The following is a 21,777-nucleotide window of genomic DNA, read 5'->3' as shown; positions in this document are numbered from 1 at the left end:
CAGAGCATGAACGCGCCCAACGAGAAGGTTGTCGAAGCGCTCCGGGTCGCGATGAAGGACGCCGAGCGGCTGCGCCGGCAGAATCGCGAACTGGTGGCCGCCGCTTCGGAGCCGATCGCGATCGTGGCGATGAGCTGCCGCTTCCCCGGTGGCATCGAATCGCCGGAGGCGTTGTGGGACCTGGTCGCCTCGGGCGGTGACGCCATCTCCGGCTTCCCGGCCGGGCGCGGCTGGGACACCGAGTCGCTGGCGTCGGCCGAAACCGACGACCGCGGCACCAGCATGAGCCTGCAGGGCGGATTCCTGCCCGGGGTGGCCGACTTCGACCCCGGCTTCTTCGGGATTTCGCCGCGCGAAGCCGTCACCATGGATCCCCAGCAGCGCCTGTTGCTGGAGACCACCTGGGAAGCGATCGAGCGCGCCGGGATCGATCCGTCGAAGCTGCGCGGTACCCGGACCGGGGTTTTCGTCGGCACCAACGGGCAGGACTACTCGCACCTGATGGTCCGGTCGGTGGCCGACGCCACCGGCGACATCGGCACCGGCATCGCGGCCAGCGCGATCTCCGGCCGCGTCTCCTACGAACTCGGCCTCGAAGGCCCGACCGTCACCGTCGACACCGCGTGCTCGTCCTCGCTGGTCGCGCTGCACCTGGCCGCGCACGCGCTGCGCACCGGGGAATGCTCGCTGGCGCTGGCGGGCGGGGTGAACATCATGGCCACGCCCGGTTCGCTGGTGGAGTTCAGCCGCCAGGGCGGGCTCGCGCGCGACGGCCGGTGCAAGGCGTTCTCCGACGACGCCGATGGCACCGGCTGGTCCGAGGGCGTGGGCTTGCTGCTGCTGGAGCGGTTGTCGGACGCGCAGCGCAACGGGCACGAGGTGCTGGCCGTGGTGCGGGGTTCGGCGGTCAACTCCGACGGCGAGTCCAACGGTTTCACCGCGCCCAACGGCCGCGCGCAGCAGCGGGTGATCCGGCAGGCGCTGGAGCGCTGTGGCCTGGAACCGTCCGATGTGGACGTTGTCGAGGCGCACGGCACCGGTACGCCGCTGGGCGACCCGATCGAGGCGCGGAGCCTGCTCGCCACTTACGGCCAAGACCGGGAACACCCGCTGCTGCTGGGCTCGATCAAGTCGAACCTCGGGCACACGCAGGCCGCCGCCGGGGTCGCGGGGGTGATCAAGATGGTCATGGCCATGCGGCACGACCTGGTGCCCAAGACCCTGCACGTGAGCAAGCCGTCCACGCACGTCGACTGGACCACCGGCGCGGTCCGGCTGCTCACCGAGGCCACGCCGTGGCCGGAGACCGGCCGTGCCCACCGTGCGGCCGTCTCGTCGTTCGGCGTCAGCGGGACCAACGCGCACGCGATCATCGAGCAGGCACCGCCGATGACCGTCGAGGTGTTGCCCGACACATCCGGACGAGCGCCGCGAAGCGGCTCCGTTGAGGGTGGCGGTGGGCTGGCGGGTGGGACGGAACCTGCCGTGGTGCCGTGGGTACTGGCCGGGCGCACCCCGGCCGCCCTGCGCGACCAGGTCACCCGCCTTCTGTCCGTTGTGGACGATGAGCGACCGGTGGACCTGGCGCTGTCGCTGGCCACCACGCGCACCAGCTTCGAACACCGGCTCGCCGTGGTCGGCGGCAGCCGTGACGAACTGCGCGAGTCGCTGTCGGCGTGGTTGGAGAAAGGGACCGCGCGCGGCGTGGTGACCGGTGAGGTCAACGGCCGCGCCAAGCTCGGCGTGCTTTTCTCCGGCCAGGGTGCGCAGCGCATCGGCATGGGGCGCGAGCTGTACGGCCGCTTCCCGGTCTTCGCCGGTGCCTTCGACGAGGTGCTGGCCGAACTGGACCGGCACCTCGACGGCTCGCTGCGTGACGTCGTCTGGGGTGATGACCCCGAACTCCTGAACCAGACCGGCTGGACACAGCCCGCTTTGTTCGCCATCGAGGTGGCGCTGTTCCGGCTGGCCGAGTCCTGGGGCCTGACCCCGGACTTCGTCGCCGGGCACTCCATCGGCGAGATCGCCGCCGCCCACGTGGCCGGGGTGTTCTCGCTGGAGGACGCCGCCGGGCTGGTCGCCGCCCGCGCGCGCCTGATGCAGGCGCTGCCCGCCGGTGGGGCGATGGTGGCGATCAAGGCCACCGAGGACGAGATCACCCTGACCGAAGGCGTGTCGATCGCCGCGGTCAACGCACCCGGTTCGGTGGTGATCGCCGGGGACGAGGCCGCGGTGCTGGCCATCGCGGCGAACTTCGAGAAGACCACCCGCCTCAAGGTTTCCCACGCGTTCCACTCGCCGCTGATGGACCCGATGCTGGCCGAGTTCCGCCGGTTCGCCGAGGGCATCGCGTACGCCGAGCCGTCGATCCCGGTGGTCTCCAACCTGACCGGCGAGCTGGCCACCGAGAATGAACTCCGCTCGGCGGACTACTGGGTGCGGCACGTGCGCGAAGCCGTCCGGTTCGCCGATGGCGTGCGCGCGCTGGCGGCCGCCGGTGCCGGGGTGTTGCTGGAACTCGGCCCGGACGGCGCGCTGTCCGGCCTCGCGCAGCAGAGCGTGGACCTGCCGGTGGCCCCGGCGCTGCGCAAGGACCGCGGTGAGGAAGCCGCGATCCTCGGCGCGCTGGGCAAACTGCACGTCAACGGCGTGGCGGTGGACTGGAGCGCGGTGCTCGACGGCACCGGCGCGCGCCGCGTCCCGCTGCCGACCTACGCCTTCCAGCACGAGAAGTACTGGCCTTCGGTGTCCGTGCGCTCGGGCGACATTTCCGGACTGGGCCTGGATTCCGCGGAACACCCGCTGCTCGGCGCGGCCACCACGGTGGCCGGATCCGGCGAGCTGGTGATGACCGGCAGGCTGTCGCTGGAAAGCCACCCGTGGCTGGCCGATCACGCGGTCGGTGGCGCGGTGTTGTTCCCCGGCACCGGTTTCCTCGAACTCGCCATGCGTGCCGCCGACCAGGTCGGCTGCGACCGCGTGCACGAGCTGACCCTGGTGGTGCCACTGGTGCTCGCCGAGAGGTCCTCGGTGACCGTGCAGGTGTGGGTCGGTTCGCCGGACGCCGCCGGACGCCGCCCGGTCAGCGTGCACTCGCAACAGGGTGGCGCCGACTCCTGGGTGCAGCACGCCGGCGGCACGCTCAGCGACGGTGCCGCCGTCGCCCCGTTCACCGCCACCGAATGGCCGCCCGCCGGGGCGACGGCCCTGGACCTGGACGGGTTCTACGAGCGCTTCGCGGAGACCGGCCTGACCTACGGGCCGGTGTTCCAGGGCGTCAAGGCGGTTTGGCAGGGAGACGGTGAGATTTTCGCCGAAGTGGCGCTGCCGGACAGCGTCGAGGACGCCGGCGAGTTCGGCGTGCACCCCGCGTTGCTCGATTCCGCTTTGCACGCAAGCCTTTTTGTGCACCCCGATCGCGAGGACAGCGGTCTGCTGCCGTTCTCGTGGAGCGGAGTCTCGCAGCACGCATCCGGGGCGTCGACGCTGCGCGTGCGACTGGCCGCCACGGCTGACGACGCGATCTCGGTGACCGCCGTCGACGTCCAGGGCGAGCCGGTGCTGTCCGTGGAGTCGCTGGCCCTGCGCTCGGCCACCGCGGAATCGACCGCCCGCGCGCAGGGCGAGCAGGACTCCCTGTTCCGGCTCGACTGGGTCACCCAGCCCGGCGCGAAGTCTACTGAGGACACTCGATGGGCGGTGCTCGGCACCGGTGAAGCCGCCCTTGGCGCGGCCGTCGCCACGACCGGTGGTTCGCGGGTGGACTCGCTCGACGAACTGGCCGAGCTGTCCGGCGGGGTGCCGGACATGGTGCTCTGGCCGGTGGCGAGCGGTACCGATGGCGCCGAAGCCGTGCACGAACTGACCGCGCGGGTGCTCGGCACCGTCCAGGACTGGCTGGCGGACCAGCGGTTCGGTGACTCGTGCCTGGTCGTGGTCACCCGCGGCGCGGTCGCCGCCGGTGACGAGAACGTGCACGACCTGCCCGCCGCCGCGGTCTGGGGCCTGGTGCGCACGGCCCAGTCGGAGAACCCGGGCCGCCTGCTGCTGCTCGACCTCGACCAGGCGGACACCGACGTGCTCGGCACCCTGCCCGCGTTGCGCGCCAACGGTGAAACCCAGGCCGCCGCGCGCGAAGGGGAACTGCGCGTCGGACGGCTCGCGCGGCTGGCGTCCGGGACCGCGCTGGTGCCGCCGGTCGGTGTGCCGTGGCGACTGGACAGCGGCCGCAAGGGCAGCCTCGACGGCCTCACCCTCGCACCCGCCCCGCAACTGCTGGACCCGGTGGAGGGTCGCGGCGTCCGGGTCGCCGTTCGCGCGGCCGGGCTGAACTTCCGCGACGTGCTGAACGCGCTGGGCATGTACCCCGGTGACGCGGGCCTCTTCGGTTCCGAGGCCGCGGGCGTGGTCGTCGAAACCGGTCCCGAGGTCACCGATCTCCAGCCGGGCGACCGCGTGATGGGCATGCTGTTCGGCGGCATGGGCCCGCTGGGCGTGGTCGACGAGCGCCTGCTGACCAAGCTGCCCGACGAGTTCTCCTTCGAGACCGGCGCGTCGATCCCGCTGGTCTTCCTGACTGCCTACTACGCGCTCGTCGACCTCGGTTCCGTCCAGCCGGGGGAGAAGGTGCTGGTGCACGCCGGTGCCGGCGGTGTCGGCATGGCGGCGGTCCAGCTGGCCCAGCACCTCGGCGCGGAGGTTTTTGCCACCGCCAGCGAGGGCAAGTGGGACACCCTGCGCGGCCTCGGCCTCGACGACGACCACATCGCGTCCTCGCGCACGCTGGACTTCGAGGCGAAGTTTCCGCAGGTCGACGTGGTGCTCAACGCGCTGGCCGGGGAGTTCATCGACGCGTCGCTGCGCCTGCTCGCGCCCGGCGGCCGCTTCCTGGAGATGGGCAAGACCGATCTGCGTGACCCGGCGAGCCTGCCCGAGGTCAGCTACCAGGCCTTCGACCTCGGCTGGGTGGACCCGGACCGGATCAGCGCCATGCTGGCCGAGCTGAAGGAGCTGTTCGCCGCCGGGTCGATCCGGCCGCTGCCGATCGTCACCTGGGACGTGCGCCGCTCACGCGACGCGTTCCGGTTCATGAGCCGCGCCCAGCACATCGGCAAGATCGTGCTGACGGTGCCGTCCGGCTGGGACCCCGACGGCACGGTGCTGATCACCGGCGGCACGGGTGGTCTCGGCGGGGTGCTCGCGCGTCACCTGGTCACCCGGCGCGGTATGCGGAACCTGCTGCTGGTCAGCCGGAGCGGCCCGGCGGCACCTGGCGCGGTGGAACTGCGCGATGAACTGACCGAAGCCGGTGCGGACGTCACTGTCGCCGCGTGCGATGTCGCCGACCGGGACGCGCTGGAAGCCCTGCTCGCGGAGATCCCGAACCTGACCGCTGTGGTGCACACCGCCGGGGTGCTCGACGACGGCATCGTCGGCTCGATGACACCGGAGCGCCTGGACACCGTGCTGCGGCCGAAGGTGGACGCCGCCTGGCACCTGCACGAGCTGACCCGCGACCGCGATCTGGCCGGTTTTGTGCTCTACTCCTCGGTTTCCGGGGTGATGGGCAGCGCCGGGCAGGCGAACTACTCGGCCGCGAACGTGTGGCTCGACGCGCTGGCCCACCGCCGCCGCAGCGAAGGGCTCGCGGCGACTTCGGTGGCGTGGGGCGCGTGGACGCCGGAGATCGGCATGACCGCCACGGTCAGCGACACCGACCTGCGGCGGATGAGCGAATCCACGAACCCGCTGTCGGTCGAGCAGGGCCTGGCGCTGTTCGACGCGGCGATCGGCTGTGACGAGGCGCTGCTGGTGGCGCTCAACGGTGGTGCCGGGCAGGACGGTCCGGCACAGGGGCACGTGCCCGCGTTGCTGCGCGGCCTGATGCGCGCCGGTCGCCGTACCGCGGCCAGCGGTACCAGCGGTGGTGAAGGACTGGCCCAGCACCTGCTCGGCCTGCCAGAGGACGAGCGGATCCGGCACCTGGTCGAGCTGATGCGCACCGAGGCGGCGGCCGTGCTCGGGCACAGCTCCCCGGAGGCGATCGGCGTCGACCGCGAGTTCCGCCAGCTCGGCTTCGACTCGCTGACCGCCGTCGAACTGCGCAACCGCCTCGGCGCGGCGACCGGCATGACCCTGCCCGCCACGCTGATCTTCGACTACCCGACACCGCGCGTACTGGCCGAATACCTGCTCGACGAACTGCTCGGCGCGGTGGAGGACCTGACCGAGATCGCCCCGCGGACCTCCGGCACCACCGACGATCCCGTGGTGATCGTGGGGATGAGCTGCCGGTTCCCCGGTGGCATCGACTCGCCGGAGGACCTCTGGCAGTTCCTGCTCGACGGCGGGGACGCGATCACCGACTTCCCGCCGGACCGCGGCTGGGAGTCCGACCCGACCGGCGGCACCGAAGGCGCGAAGGGCGGCTTCCTCGCCGACATGGCCGGGTTCGACACCGGCTTCTTCGGCATTTCGCCGCGCGAGGCCAAGGCGATGGACCCGCAGCAGCGCCTGGTGCTGGAGGTGTCCTGGGAGGCCATCGAACGCGCCGGCATCGACGCGGCGGACCTGCGCGGTTCGCAGACCGGCGTGTTCATCGGCACCGGCGGGCAGGACTACACCAACGTGGTGCTGCGGGCCAACGAAGACCTCGAAGGCCACGCCAGCACCGGCCTGGCCGCCGCGGTCATCTCCGGCCGTGTTTCCTACAGCTTCGGCTTTGTCGGCCCGTCGCTGACCATCGACACCGCTTGCTCGTCGTCGCTGACCGCACTGCACCTGGCCGCGCAGTCGCTGCGCACCGGGGAAAGCTCGCTGGCGCTGGTCGGTGGTGTCGCGGTGATGAGCACGCCGATGAGCTTCGCCGGGTTCACCGCGCAGGGCGGGCTCGCGCCGGACGGCCGGTGCCGCGCCTTCTCCGACGACGCCGGCGGCACCAGCTGGTCCGAGGGTGTCGGCGTGCTGGTGATGGAGCGCCTGTCCGACGCGCGCCGCAACGGGCACCAAGTGCTCGCCACGCTGCGCGGCAGCGCGGTCAACCAGGACGGCGCGTCGAACGGCCTCACCGCGCCGAACGGGCCGTCACAGCGCCGGGTGATCCGCGCCGCGCTGGCCGGTGCCGGCCTCGCGGCGTCCGATGTGGACGTTGTCGAAGCGCACGGCACCGGGACCAAGCTGGGCGACCCGATCGAAGCGCAGGCGTTGCTGGCCACGTACGGCCAGGATCGCGACCGCCCGCTGCTGCTCGGTTCGGTGAAGTCGAACCTCGGGCACACGCAGGCCGCCGCCGGCGTCGCCGGAGTGATCAAGACCGTGCTGGCGCTGCGTCACGGTGTGGTGCCCAAAACACTGCACGTGGCCGAGCCGACGTCCCATGTGGACTGGACGACCGGCTCGGTGCAACTGGTCACCGAAGCCACCGAATGGCCGGACGCGGGCCGCGCCCGGCGGGCCGGGGTGTCCTCGTTCAGCCTCAGCGGGACCAACGCCCATGTGATCTTCGAGCACACGCCGGTGATCGAAGCCGAACCGGCGGACCGGGACGAGCCGGAGATCGTGGCGCTGCCGGTCTCGGCGAAAACGCCGGAAGCGGTCGACGGCCAGCTGGCCCGGATCCGCTCGTTCCTGGACGACCACTCCGCGCTGGACACCGCGTACTCGCTGGTGACCACGCGCACCGAACTGGAGCACCGCGCGGTTCTCCTGTCCACAAAGGATGGTCTGACCGAGGTTGCCAGGGGTACCGCGGTCGATCGGCCGCTGGCCGTGTTGTTCTCCGGCCAGGGTTCGCAGCGGCTCGGCATGGGCCACGAGCTGCACGCGCGTTACCCCGTGTTCGCCGAGGCACTGGACGGCGTGCTCGCGCTTCTCGACCCGGCCGTGCGCGACGTCATGTGGGGCAGCTCGGCCGAGCGGCTGAACGAGACCGGCTACACCCAGCCGGCGTTGTTCGCCATCGAGGTGGCGTTGTTCCGGCTGGTCGAGTCGTGGGGCGTGAAGCCGCGGTTCCTGGCGGGCCACTCGATCGGCGAGATCGCCGCCGCGCACGTCGCCGGGGTGGTCAGCCTGGAAGACGCGTGCACGCTGGTCACCGCCAGGTCGAACCTGATGCAGGCGCTCCCGGCCGGTGGGGCGATGGTGGCGATCCGCGCCACCGAAGCGGAGGTCGCGCCGCTGCTGACCGACGAGGTGTCGATCGCCGCGGTGAACGGGCCGTCGAGCGTGGTCGTCGCCGGGGACGAGACCGCGGTCCTGGAGATCGCTTCGAACTTCGAGAAGACCTCGCGTCTGAAGGTGTCGCACGCGTTCCACTCGCCGCTGATGGACCCGATGCTCGACGACTTCCGGGCCGCCATCGAAGGTCTGACCTTCGGCGAGCCGCAGATTCCGGTGATCACCTCGGGCGACGTGACCTCACCGGAGTACTGGGTGCGGCACGTCCGCGAAGCCGTCCGGTTCGCCGACGCGGTGTCCACTTTGGTCACCGAACGCGCCGGGGTCTTCCTGGAACTGGGTCCCGAGGGCGTGCTGTCCGCGATGGTCGCCGAGACCGCGCCGGACGCGGTGGTGGTGCCGGTGCTGCGCAAGGACCGGCCCGAGGAAGCCGCCGCGCTGACCGCACTGGCGAAACTGCACGTCAACGGCGTTCCGGTGGACTGGAGGAGCTGGTTCGCCGGTACCGGGGCCCGTCGCATCGATCTGCCGACCTACGCCTTCCAGCACGAGAAGTGCTGGCCGTCGATGGCCACCGGTGCGCGGGCCGGGGACGTTTCCGGGCTGGGCCTGTTCTCCACCAAGCACCCGCTGCTCACCGCCGCGATGGCGGTCGCCGGTTCGGACGAGATCGTGCTGACCGGGCGGCTCGCGCTGACCACCCACCCGTGGCTGGCCGACCACCGGGTCGGCGGCCGGGTGGTGTTCCCCGGCACCGGCTTCCTCGACCTGGTCATCCGGGCCGGGGACCTGGTCGGCTGCGACCGCGTGGAGGGCCTGGCGCTGATGGTGCCGCTGGCCTTCGACGACCGGTCCGGTGTCGCGGTGCAGGTGCGCGTCGGTGAGCCAGACGACCACGGCCGCCGTGAGGTCGGTGTGTACGCGCAACCCGCCGACGGCACCGGTCGCGAGTGGACCCAGCACGTCGGCGGAACACTGAGCACCAGCGAATCCGTGCCGGAGGGCATCGGCGAATGGCCGCCCGCCGGAGCCGAGCCGGTCGAGCTGGACGGCCACTACGCCCGGCTCGCCGAAGAGGGCGGCCTGAGCTACGGCCCGGTGTTCCAGGGCCTGAAAGCGGTCTGGCGCGCGGAAAACGAGGTCTACGCCGAGGTCGAACTGCCCGAGCAGGTCGAGGACGCGGCCGCGTTCGGGCTGCACCCGGCGCTGCTGGACGCGGCACTGCACGCGATCGTGTTCCTGGACGAGGAAAGCCGCGGGCTGCCGTTCGCCTGGCACGGTGCCTCGCTGCACGCGGTGGGCGCTTCGGTGCTGCGGGTCCGGTTGTCCCGCACGGGCGGTGAGTCGATGTCCGTGACCGCGGTCGATGTCGAAGACGCGCCGGTGCTTTCGGTGGAATCCCTTTCGCTGCGTGCTTCTTCGGTCGACGAGGCGCCGAAGCCGCAGGGCCAGGTCAACGACTCGCTGTTCGTGGTCGACTGGTCGCCCGCCGAACTGGCCGCCGACCGGCCCGCCGCGAAGTGGGCGCTCCACGGCGAGGACCTGTTCGGCCTCACGCCGACCGCCGAAGCCGGAGAAGCCGACGCGATCCTGGCCCAGTTCGCCGGTGCAGAGGGCGTCGACGCTGTGCACGAGCTGACCGCCCGCGCGCAGGAACTGATCCGCGACACCCTCGCCGACGAGTCAGGGAAGCCGCTGGTGCTGGTGACCCGTGGGGCGACCGCCGTCGGTGGCGAGGCCGTGCGGGACCTGGCCGCCGCCGCGGTCTGGGGCCTGGTGCGCTCGGCACAGGCGGAAAACCCCGGCCGCTTCCTGCTCGCCGATCTCGACGAGACGGCCGAATCCGCGGCCGTGCTGAACAACCTGACCGAGCTGCTCGAACTCGGTGAGACCCAGGTCGCGTTGCGGGCGGGCACCGCCCACCTCGGCCGCCTGGCCCGGCTGTCGGCCAGCCAGGCGCTGGTGCCGCCGGAGGGCACGCCGTGGCGACTGGCCACCGCGAACAAGGGCAGCCTGGACGAGCTGATCCTGGCGCCCAGCCCAGATCTGCTGGAGCCGCTGACCGAGCGCCAGGTACGCGTGGCGATCCGCGCGGCGGGCCTGAACTTCCGCGACGTGCTGAACGCGCTGGGCATGTACCCCGGTGAGGCGGGCGTGTTCGGCAACGAGGCAGCGGGTGTGATCGTTCAAACCGGACCGGACGTGGTCGGCCTGAAGCCCGGCGACCGGGTGATGGGCATGCTCTTCGGCGGCTTCGGCCCGGAGGGCGTGGTCGACGAGCGCTTCCTGACCAAGCTGCCGGAGCACTGGTCGTTCGAGGAGGGCGCCGCGTATCCGCTGGTTTTCCTCACCGCGTACTACGCGCTGCACGACCTCGCCGCGGTCCAGCCGGGGGAGAAGGTGCTGGTGCACGCCGGTGCCGGGGGTGTCGGCATGGCGGCGGTCCAGCTGGCCCGGCACTTCGGCGCGGAGGTCTACGCGACCGCCAGCGAGGGCAAGTGGGAGACCCTGCGCGGATTCGGCCTGGACGACGACCACATCGCGTCTTCGCGGAACGCCGGCTTCGAAGCCAAGTTCGGCCAGGTCGACGTGGTGCTCAACGCGCTGGCCGGGGAACTGATCGACGCGTCGCTGCGGTTGCTCGGCGAGGGCGGCCGGTTCCTGGAGATGGGCAAGACCGATCTGCGTGATCCGGCGAGCCTGCCGGGCATCGACTACCAGGCCTTCGACCTCGGCTGGGTGGAGCTGGACCGGATCCAGCAGATGCACAACGAGCTGAAGGAGCTGTTCGACGGCGGCGCCATCGAACCGCTGCCGATCCGCACCTGGGACGTGCGCCGCGCGAAGGACGCGTTCCGGTTCATGAGCCGCGCCCAGCACATCGGCAAGATCGTGCTGACCGTGCCCGGCCAGTGGGACGCCGAGGGCACGGTGCTGATCACCGGTGGCACCGGCGGGCTCGGCGCCGAGCTGGCACGGCACCTGGTCGGCACGCGCGGGGTCCGGCACCTGCTGCTGACCAGCCGCCGCGGGCCGGACGCGCCGGGCGCGGTCGAACTGCAGGCCGAGCTGATCGCGCACGGCGCCGACGTCGACGTGGTGGCCTGCGACGCGAGCGACCGGGAGTCGGTCGCCGCCCTGCTCGCGGGCGTGCCCGACGAGTACCCGCTGACCGCCGTGGTGCACACCGCCGGCGTGCTCGACGACGGTGTGGTCGGCTCGCTCACCCCGGACCGGATCAGCAAGGTGCTGCGGCCGAAGGTGGACGCCGCCTGGCACCTGCACGAGCTGACGCGGGACCTCGACCTCGCCGATTTTGTGCTCTACTCCTCGATTTCCGGTGTGATGGGCGCGGCCGGGCAGGGCAACTACGCGGCGGCCAACAGCTATCTCGACGCGCTCGCCACGCAGCGGCGAGCCGCCGGACTGCCCGCGTCCTCGCTGGCCTGGGGTGCCTGGGCGGGCGCCGGCATGGCGAGTGACATGGACGCCGCCGCGCTGGAGCGCATGGCCCGCGCCGGGACCCCGGCGCTGTCGGTGGAACTGGGGCTGTCGCTGTTCGACGCGGCGATCACCGTCGACGAACCGCTGGTGGTGCCCGCCAGCATCATCACCGGCTCGAACGCCGCGCCGATGGCGGTGCCGCCGATGCTGCGCGGGCTGATGACCACCGGCCGTCGCAAGGCGGCGACCGGTGGCCGGGGCAGTGGCGCGCTGCGGAAGCTGGCGGGCCTCGGCCGCGACGAGCGGGTGAAGGCGCTGGTCGACCTGGTGCGCACCGAAGCGGCGGCCGTGCTCGGCCACGACTCGACCGACGCGGTCGACGCCGAACGCGACTTCCGCCAGCTGGGCTTCGACTCGCTGACCGCGGTCGAGCTGCGCAACCGGCTCGGCCAGGCGACCGGCATGAGCCTGCCCGCCACGCTGGTCTTCGACTACCCGACCCCGCTGGTGCTCGCGGAGTTCCTGAACACCGAGCTGTTCGGCGACGACGAGCCGGTGGACGAGCTGCCCGCGGTGGCGAAGGTGGCCGATGAGCCGATCGTGATCGTCGGACTGAGCTGCCGTTTCCCCGGTGGCGTCAACTCGCCGGAAGAACTGTGGGACCTGCTGGTCGACGGACGCGACGCGATCAGCGGCTTTCCCGAGGACCGCGGCTGGAACCTGGAATGGCTCGCCGGTGGCGGGCCCGGCAGCAGCGTCACCGGCCAGGGCGGCTTCCTGCCCGGGGTGGCCGGTTTTGATCCCGGCTTCTTCGGCATCTCGCCTCGTGAAGCGGTCGCGATGGACCCGCAGCAGCGGTTGCTCCTGGAGACTTCGTGGGAGGCGATCGAGCGCGCGGGCATCGACCCGGCCTCGCTGCGCGGCAGCCGGACCGGGGTGTACGTCGGCACGAGCGGCCAGGATTACTCACAGCTGGTCATGGGCGCGCAGGAGAGCATGGAAGGCCACGCCGGGACCGGCACGTCGGCCAGTGTGATCTCCGGTCGCCTGTCCTACACCTTCGGGCTGGAGGGCCCGGCGGTCACCGTCGACACGGCGTGCTCGTCTTCCTTGGTGGCACTGCACTTCGCGGCCCAGGCGCTCCGAAGTGGAGAGTGCTCGCTGGCGCTCGCGGGCGGGGTGACGGTGATGGCCACCCCCGGCATGTTCATGGAGTTCTCCCGGCAGGGCGGGCTCGCGCAGGACGGCCGGTGCAAGGCGTTCGCGGACAGCGCGGACGGTACGGGCTGGTCCGAGGGTGTCGGTGTGCTGGTGCTGGAGCGGCTGTCCGACGCGCAGCGCAACGGGCACAAGATCCTCGCCGTGGTGCGCGGCAGTGCGATCAACCAGGACGGTGCGTCGAACGGGCTGACCGCGCCGAACGGTCCTTCGCAGCAGCGGGTCATCCGCCAGGCGCTGGCTTCGGCTGGTCTGTCCACTTCGGACGTAGATGCGGTGGAAGCGCACGGGACCGGGACCGCGCTGGGTGACCCGATCGAGGCGCAGGCGCTGCTGGCGACCTACGGCCGCAACCGGGAAGAACCGCTGTGGCTCGGCTCGATCAAGTCGAACCTCGGGCACACGCAGGCCGCAGCCGGCGTCGCCGGGGTGATCAAGATGGTGCTGTCGTTGCAGAACCGGGTGTTGCCGCGCACGCTGCACGTCGAGCAGCCGTCGTCCCATGTGGACTGGAACACCGGCAAGGTCTCGCTGCTGACCGCGCCGCGCGAGTGGCCGGAAGCCGACCGGCCCCTGCGTGGCGGGATCTCGTCGTTCGGCATCAGCGGCACGAACGCCCACATCATTCTCGAGCAGGCACCCGAGGTCGAGGTGGCTGAGAAGCCGGAGCCGACCTTCACCCCGGCCGTCGTGCCGTGGCTGGTGTCGGCGAAAACCGAGGCCGCGCTGGACGCCCAGATCGAACGGGTCAGGACCCTCAGCGGCCCCGCTGTCGACATCGGGTACTCGCTGGCCAGCGGCCGGTCCCGGTTCGAGCACCGGGCGGTGCTGGTCGACGGCGCCGAGGTCGCGCGAGGCACCGCGAGCACGCGCAAGCTGACCTTCCTGTTCGCCGGGCAGGGTTCGCAGCGGATCGGCATGGGGCGTGAGCCGTACGAGCGGTACCCGGCCTTTGCCAAGGCCATGGATGAGGTCTTCGAGCACCTCGACATCCGCGAGGTGATGTGGGGCGAGGATCAGGAGGCGCTGAACCAGACCGGGAACGCGCAGCCCGCGTTGTTCGCGCTGGAAGTGGCGTTGTTCCGGCTGGCCGAGTCCTGGGGCATCAAGCCGGACGCGCTGGCCGGGCATTCGATCGGGGAGATCGCCGCGGCGCACGTGGCCGGGGTGCTCACCTTGGAAGACGCGTGCACGCTGGTTTCCGCGCGGGCCCGCCTGATGCAGGCGCTCCCGACCGGTGGCGCGATGGTGGCGATCAAGGCGACCGAAGACGAGATCACGCTGACCGAGGGCGTCTCGATCGCGGCCGTGAATGGGCCGTCGTCCGTGGTCATCGCTGGAGAGGAAGCCGCGGTGCTGGAAATCGCGGCTGGATTCGAGAAGACCAGCAGGCTGAAGGTGTCGCACGCGTTCCACTCGCCGCTGATGGACCCGATGCTCGACGATTTCCGCGCGGCCATCGAAGGCCTGACCTTCCACGAGCCGAGCATCCCCATGCCGGGGGAAGTCACCACCGTGGACTACTGGGTCCGGCACGTGCGCGACACCGTGCGTTTCGCCGATCACCTGAAGCCCGACACGGCGTACCTCGAACTGGGCCCGGACAGCACGCTCTCGGCGATGGCCGCCGAGGTCGCCGAGATCGCGGTGCCCAGTCTCCGCAAGGACCGCGACGAGGAAAAGGCGCTGGTCACCGCGCTGGCCCGGCTGCACGTCGCGGGTGTCCGGATCGACTGGACCGCCTTCTTCGACGGCACCGGCGCGCACCGGGTCGACCTGCCCACCTACGCCTTCCAGCACGAGCACTTCTGGGTCGAGGGCAGCGGGTTCGGCACCCAGTTCGGGGCCGGTCAGGACCCCGTGGACCAGGCGTTCTGGGCCGCGGTCGAGCGCGAGGACCTGGCCACGCTCGCCGAAACGCTGGAACTGGACGACAACACCGTCTCGGCGGTGGTGCCCGCGCTGTCGGCGTGGCGCACCCGCAGGCATGCGCAGTCCACAGTGGATTCCTGGTTGTTCCGCGAGGAGTGGCAACAGCTCAGCCTCGACGAGAGCGCGTCCGGGAGCTGGCTGGTCGCCGTACCGGCCGACGCCGACGAGATCTGGACCGGCGCGCTGATCGGTTCGCTCGGTGCCGAGGTCACCCGCGTCGAGATCACCGACCGCGCTTCGCTCGCCGAGCAGTTGTCCGGGATCACTGCCGACCGCGTGCTTTCCCTGGCCGGGGCCACCGAAACGACCACCCTGTTCCAGGCCCTCGGCGATGCCGGGGTGCTCGCGCCGGTCTGGGCGATCACCCGCGGCGCCGTGTCGATCGGCCGCACCGATCCGGTGCTGGACGCCGGCCAGGCCGCCGTCTGGGGGCTCGGCCGGGTCGCCGCGCTGGAGCAGCCTCAGCGCTGGGGTGGCCTGATCGATCTGCCGGAGAAGCTGGACGACCGCGTGCTGCGCCGCCTGCCCGCAGTGTTCGGCAGCACCGAGGACCAGGTCGCCGTCCGCCCGCACGGGGTGTTCGGCAGGCGGTTGGTCGCCGCGTCCGGTGATCGCGCGGTCTGGGAGCCGTCCGGTACCGCGCTGATCACCGGTGGCACCGGCGCGCTCGGTGCCAGGGTCGCCCGTGACCTGGCCCGCCGCGGCGTCGACCGGCTCGTGCTGGTCAGCCGTCGTGGACCGGACGCGCCGGGTGCCGCCGAACTGCGTGAGGAGCTGACCGGTCTCGGCGCCGACGTCACCATCGCGGCCTGTGACGTGGCGGACCGGGACGCCGTGGCGGCCCTGCTCGACGGGATCCCGGACCTGACCGCCGTGGTGCACACGGCCGGTGTGCTCGACGACGGTGTGCTGGAAAGCCTGACGCCGGAGCGGTTCGAGGCGGTGTTCGCGGCCAAGGTCGACTCGGCTCGTGTCCTCGACGAACTCACGCGGGAGAAGGACCTCGCCGCGTTCGTGTTGTTCTCCTCGGTCGCCGGCGCGGTCGGCAACCCGGGACAGGGCAACTACGCCGCGGCCAACGCCGTGCTCGACGCCTTGGCCCAGCAGCGCCGCGACCGCGGTCTGCCCGCCACCTCGATCGCCTGGGGCGCCTGGGCCGGTGGCGGCATGGCCGACCAGGCGCGCGCCGGATCCGCCACGCTCGACCCCGAGCTGGCGATCACCGCGCTGTGGCAGCTCGCCGCCGAGGGCTCGGCCACCACGGTGGTCGCGGACCTGCGTCAGCCGCAGCTGCTGCACGGTCTGCTGAGCATGCGGCCGAGCCCGCTGCTGGCCGAACTGCCCGAAGCCCAGCGCGTGCTGGACCAGGTCGAGAACGAACGCCGCGAGGCGGCCTCCGCCGCGTCCGAACTGCAGCGCGGCCTCCGCGGCCTGAGCGGGGAGCAGCGGGTCGAGCCGGTGCTGGACCTCGTGCGCACGCGGGCCGCCGAGGTGCTCGGGCACTCCGGCAAGGAAGCGGTCAGCGTCGACAAGGCGTTCCGCGACCTCGGGTTCGACTCGCTCACCGCGGTCGAGCTGCGCAACCAGATCTCCGCGCTGACCGGGCTGACGCTGCCCGCGAGCCTGGTCTTCGACTACCCGACCCCGCGGGTGCTCGCCGAGTACCTGCTCGCCGAACTGCTCGGCGAGGGCTCGATGCTCGACGAGCCGGCCGCGGTCGCCGAGGTGACCGACGAGCCGGTGGTCATCGTCGGGTTGAGCTGCAAGTTCCCGGGTGGTGTGAACACGCCGGAGGACCTGTGGCAGCTGCTGGTCGAGGGCGGCGACGCGATCAGCGAGTTCCCCGAGGACCGCGGCTGGGAAACCGACTGGCTCAACGGCGACGGCCCGTCGAGCGGGGTGACCGGGCGCGGCGGCTTCCTGCCGGGCGTGGCCGGGTTCGACGCCTCGTTCTTCGGGATCTCACCTCGGGAAGCCGTCGCGATGGACCCGCAGCAGCGGTTGCTCCTGGAGAGCACCTGGGAGGCGATCGAGCGGGCCGGCATCGACCCGACCTCGCTGCGCGGCAGCCGGACCGGGGTCTACGTCGGTACGAACGGGCAGGACTACCAGCACCTGGTGATGCGGTCGCAGGACGACATGGAGGGCCACGCCGGGACCGGCACCTCGGCCAGCGTGATCTCCGGCCGCCTGTCCTACACCTTCGGCTTCGAAGGCCCGGCGGTCACCGTCGACACCGCGTGCTCGTCTTCCTTGGTGGCACTGCACTTCGCCGCTCAGGCGCTCCGAAGTGGAGAGTGCTCGCTGGCGCTGGCGAGCGGGGTCACGGTGATGACCACGCCGTCCAGCTTCGGCGGTTTCGACCGGCAGGGCGGCCTCGCGCAGGACGGCCGCTCGAAGGCGTTCGCCGACGGCGCGGACGGCACGGGCTGGTCCGAGGGCGTCGGTGTGCTGGTGGTCGAACGGCTGTCGGACGCGGAACGCAACGGGCACAGGATCCTTGCCGTGGTAAGGGGTTCGGCGATCAACCAGGACGGTGCGTCGAACGGCCTGACCGCGCCGAACGGGCCGTCGCAGCAACGGGTCATTCGCCAGGCGCTCACCAGTGCCGGACTGCAACCGTCCGATGTGGACGCGGTTGAGGCACACGGCACCGGGACCGCGCTGGGCGACCCGATCGAAGCGCAGGCGCTGCTGGCGACGTACGGCCGCAACCGGAACGAGCCGCTGTGGCTCGGTTCGGTCAAGTCGAACCTGGGGCACACGCAGGCCGCGGCCGGGGTCGCGGGCGTGATCAAGATGGTGCTGGCCATGCAGCACGGTGTGCTGCCGCGCACCATGCACGTCACCCGTCCTTCGTCCCATGTGGACTGGACTTCGGGTGCGGTGTCGCTGCTGACCGCGCCGCGTGAATGGCCCGAGGTCGACCGGCCGTACCGCGCCGGCGTTTCGTCCTTCGGCATCAGCGGCACGAACGCCCACGTGATCCTGGAGCAGGCACCTCCGCAGGCGCCGGTGATCGAACAGGCGCGGGTCGAACCGAAGGCCGTCCCGCTGCCGGTGTCCGCCCGCGGCCGGTCCGCGCTGGACGACCAGCTCGACCGGATCCGCGCCGCCGAAGGGAATCCGCTGGACATCGGCTACTCGCTGGTGACCGGCCGGGCGAACCTCGACCAGCGCGCGGTGCTTCTGTCCACTGAGGACGGCCTCACCGAGGTGGCCCGTGGTACGGCCACCGGGCGCTCGCTGGGCGTGCTGTTCTCCGGCCAGGGTTCGCAGCGGATCGGGATGGGGCGTGAACTGCACGCCCGGTTCGAGGTCTTCGCCGACGCGCTCGACGCGGTGCTCGCCAAGCTCGACCCGCGAGTGCGCGACGTGATGTGGGGTGAGGACCAGGAAGCCCTGAACCAGACCGGTTTCGCGCAGCCCGCGCTGTTCGCCGTCGAGGTGGCGCTGTACCGGCTGATCGAGTCGTGGGGCATCAAGCCGGACCACCTGGCCGGGCACTCCATCGGCGAGGTCGCCGCCGCGCACGTGGCCGGGGTGTTCTCCCTGGATGACGCGTGCAAGCTGGTCAACGCGCGGGCGAGCCTGATGCAGGCGCTGCCCACGGGCGGCGCGATGATCGCGCTCCAGGCCACCGAGGACGAACTCACGCTTCCCGAGGGTGTCTCCATCGCGGCGGTCAACGGACCGCGGTCGCTGGTGATCGCCGGGGACGAGGCGGCGGCCGAGGCGGTGGCCTCGAAGTTCGCCAAGTCTAGGCGTTTGCCGGTCAGCCATGCGTTCCACTCACCTTTGATGAACCCGATGCTGGACGACTTCCGTGCCGTGGTGGCGGGCCTGACCTTCGCCGAGCCACGGCTCCCGGTCGTGACCGGCGGAGACGTCACCTCGCCCGAGTACTGGGTGCGGCACGTGCGGGACACCGTGCGGTTCGCCGACGGCATCACGACGATGACCGAAGCGGGCGTCACGGCGTTCCTGGAGCTGGGCCCGGACGGGGTGCTCACCGCGATGGCCGCCGAATCCGCGCCCGACGCGGTGCTGGTTCCGGCGTGCCGCAAGGATCGCGACGAGGAAACCGCGGCGCTGACCGCGCTGGCCAAGCTGCACGTGAGCGGCGTCGGCGTGGACTGGCGACCGGTGTTCGCCGGAACCGGGGCCCGTCGTGTCGACCTGCCCGCCTACGCCTTCCAGCACGAGGACTTCTGGCCGGTCACCGCCGGGGCGCGCCGTGGCGACGTCGGTGACATCGGCCTGGTCGCCGCCGAGCACCCGCTGCTCGGCGCGGCGATGCCGGTGGCCGGTTCCGACGGACTGGTCTTCACCAGCCGGATCGCGCCCGCCGCGCTGCCGTGGATCTCCGAGCACGTGGTGAACGGTGTGGCCACCTTCCCCGAGACCGGGTTCGCCGAGGTCGCGATCCGCGCCGCCGACCAGGTCGGCTGCGACCGGATCGAGGAGCTGACCGTGACCACGCCGCTGGTGCTCGGCGAGCGTGACGCGGTCGCGTTGCAGGTCTGGGTCCGCGCGGCCGACGAGCAGGGCCGCCGGGCCATCGAGATCTACTCGCGGCCCAGCACCTCGCTCGACACCTGGACCACGCACGCCACCGGGGTGCTGGGCAACGGCGAGCAGATCGCCGAGCTCCCCGCCGAGTGGCCGCCCGCGGGTGCCGAGCCCGTGGACCTCGCGGACTGGTACTCCGAGTCGGAATTCGGTGCGAACTTCCGAGGACTGAAGGAAGCGTGGATCTCCGGCGACGAGGTGTACGCCGAGGTCGAACTGCCCGAGGACCTGGCGGACGCGGCCCACTTCGGCCTGCACCCGGCCCTGCTGGCCGTCGCCACCCAGGCGGTCGATCTGGCCGATGTGGACGGTCTGGACGCCGGGCTCTCCCCCGCGGTCTGGACCGGGTTGTCGCTGCACGCCTCGGGTGCCACCGTGCTGCGGGTCAAGCTCAAGCGGACCGGCCGCGATTCGGTTTCGCTGGCCGCCGCCGACGGTGAGGGCGCTCCGGTGTGCTCGGTCGAATCGCTGGTCATGCGGCCGCTGGTGGCCGTGCGCGAGAACACCCAGCAGCAAGACGCCCTGCTGACCGTCGACTGGGTGCCGGTGCCCGCCGAACTCGGACCGGTGCCCGAAGGCAGCCGCTGGGCCGTGGTCGGTGCGGACGAACTGGGCGTCGGCGCGGCGGTGAAGTCCGCCGGATTCGACGTCTCCGCTTCGGCACAGTCCCTTGTGGACACGATCGCGGAGTCGGACGGCGTGCCTGACCTGATCCTGGTGCCGGTGACCGGTGGCAGCGACGGCGACGTGCCGCAGCTGGTCCGCGAAACCACCGGCCGCGTGCTCGGCATCGTGCAGGAGTACCTGGCGGACAGCCGGTTCGCCCGCTCCCGCGTGCTCTTCGTGACCCGCGGCGGTGGTGACCTGACCGCCGCGCCGATCTGGGGCCTGGTGCGCACCGCCCAGTCCGAGAACCCCGGCAGCTTCCTGCTGGTGGACGTGGACGGTGAGGACCATTCACTCGACCTGTTGCCGATGCTGCCCGCGTTGCTGGCCTCCGGTGAGTCGCAGGTGGTCGTGCGCGACGGCGTGCCGAAGGTGGGCAGGCTGGCGCGGGCGGCCGAAGGTGCCCCGGCGCCGGAGTGGAACGCCGAGGGAACCGTGCTGGTCACCGGTGGTACCGGCGGCCTCGGTGCGGAACTGGCCCGCCACCTGGTCGGCGAACGCGGTGTGAAGCACCTGGTGCTCACCTCGCGGCGTGGTCCGGACGCGCCCGGCGCGCTCGAGCTGCGGGCCGAGCTGACCGCACACGGTGCCGAAGTAGATGTAGTGGCCTGCGACGTGGCCGACCGCGCCTCGGTGGACGCGCTGCTGGCGAACATCTCCGGCGACCTGACCGCGGTGATCCACACGGCCGGTGTGCTCGACGACGGCGTGGTCGGCTCGCTCACCCCGGAACGGCTGGACACCGTCATGCGGCCGAAGGTCGACGGCGCCTGGAACCTGCACGAGGCAACCAAGGAACTCGGGCCGGCCGCGTTTGTCCTGTACTCCTCGGTTTCCGGGGTGCTCGGCAGCGCCGGTCAGGGCAACTACGCCGCGGCGAACGTGTTCCTCGACTCGCTGGCCCGCCATCGCCGCGAACTCGGCCTGCCCGCCACCTCGCTGGCGTGGGGGCCGTGGACCCAGGACGGCGGCATGACCAGCGGCCTGGACGCGGGCGCGGTCGAGCGCATGGAGCGCTCGGTCACCCCGCCGCTGTCGCTCGCGCAGGGCCTGGCCCTGTTCGACGCGGCGACCGCCCGCGACGACGCCGTGCTGGTGCCGCTGCGGGTGCGGACCGGCAACGCCCGCTCCGACGCGCCGATCGCGCCGATCCTGCGCGGGCTGGTGCGCACCGGCCGCCGGGCCGCCGGTGGCCGCGCGGGCGGTGGCGCCGGACTGGCCCAGCGCCTGACCGGCATGCGGGAGAACGAGCGCGTGCGGTTCGTGATGGACCTGGTGCGCACGCACGCCGCGGTGGTGCTCGGGCACGCCTCGGCCGACGCGATCGAACCGGACCGCGAGTTCCGCCAGCTCGGTTTCGACTCGCTGACCGCGGTGGAGCTGCGCAACAGCCTCGCCGCGGCGACCGGCGCGGTGCTGCCCGCCACGCTGGTCTTCGACTACCCGACGCCCACCGCGCTCGCCGAGTTCCTGGTGGCCGAACTGCTCGGCACCGCGCCGGACGAGGGTCCGTCGCTGCTCGCCGAGCTGGACCGGCTGGAGAGCGCGCTCTCCGCCAGCGACGCGGACGAACTGGCCAGGGCCGGGGTGGCCGCGCGACTGCGGAACCTGCTCGCGCAGGTCGGCGGCGCGGGCAAGGCCGAAGAGGCGGCCCCGGTGGCGGAGCGGATCCACGCGGCGAGCACCGACGAGGTGCTGGCCTTCATCGACAACGAACTAGGCCGCGGCTCGGCTGACCGCTGACAGGGAGAGGTTTTCCGACGATGCCCG

At 71.8% G+C, this 21,777-nt stretch carries 1 protein-coding gene; it reads left to right on the top strand.

All coding sequences use genetic code 11. The features are described 5' to 3' along the window. Positions 1 to 6: 6 nt before the first annotated feature. Positions 7 to 21,750, top strand: coding sequence for a type I polyketide synthase (locus YIM_RS39425; protein WP_153035204.1), 21,744 nt, complete (start codon positions 7 to 9; stop codon positions 21,748 to 21,750). Positions 21,751 to 21,777 lie beyond the last annotated feature (27 nt).

This window comes from Amycolatopsis sp. YIM 10 (assembly GCF_009429145.1).
Taxonomy (GTDB): Bacteria; Actinomycetota; Actinomycetes; order Mycobacteriales; family Pseudonocardiaceae; genus Amycolatopsis.
The sequence above is the reverse complement of the archived record's forward strand: the minus strand, read 5'-3'. Positions and strand labels throughout refer to the sequence as shown.

Coding starts and splice junctions, on each gene's coding strand:
- YIM_RS39425 (WP_153035204.1), top strand. CDS start 7: ATGAACGCGCCCAACGAGAAGGTTGTCGAAGCGCTCCGGGTCGCGATG.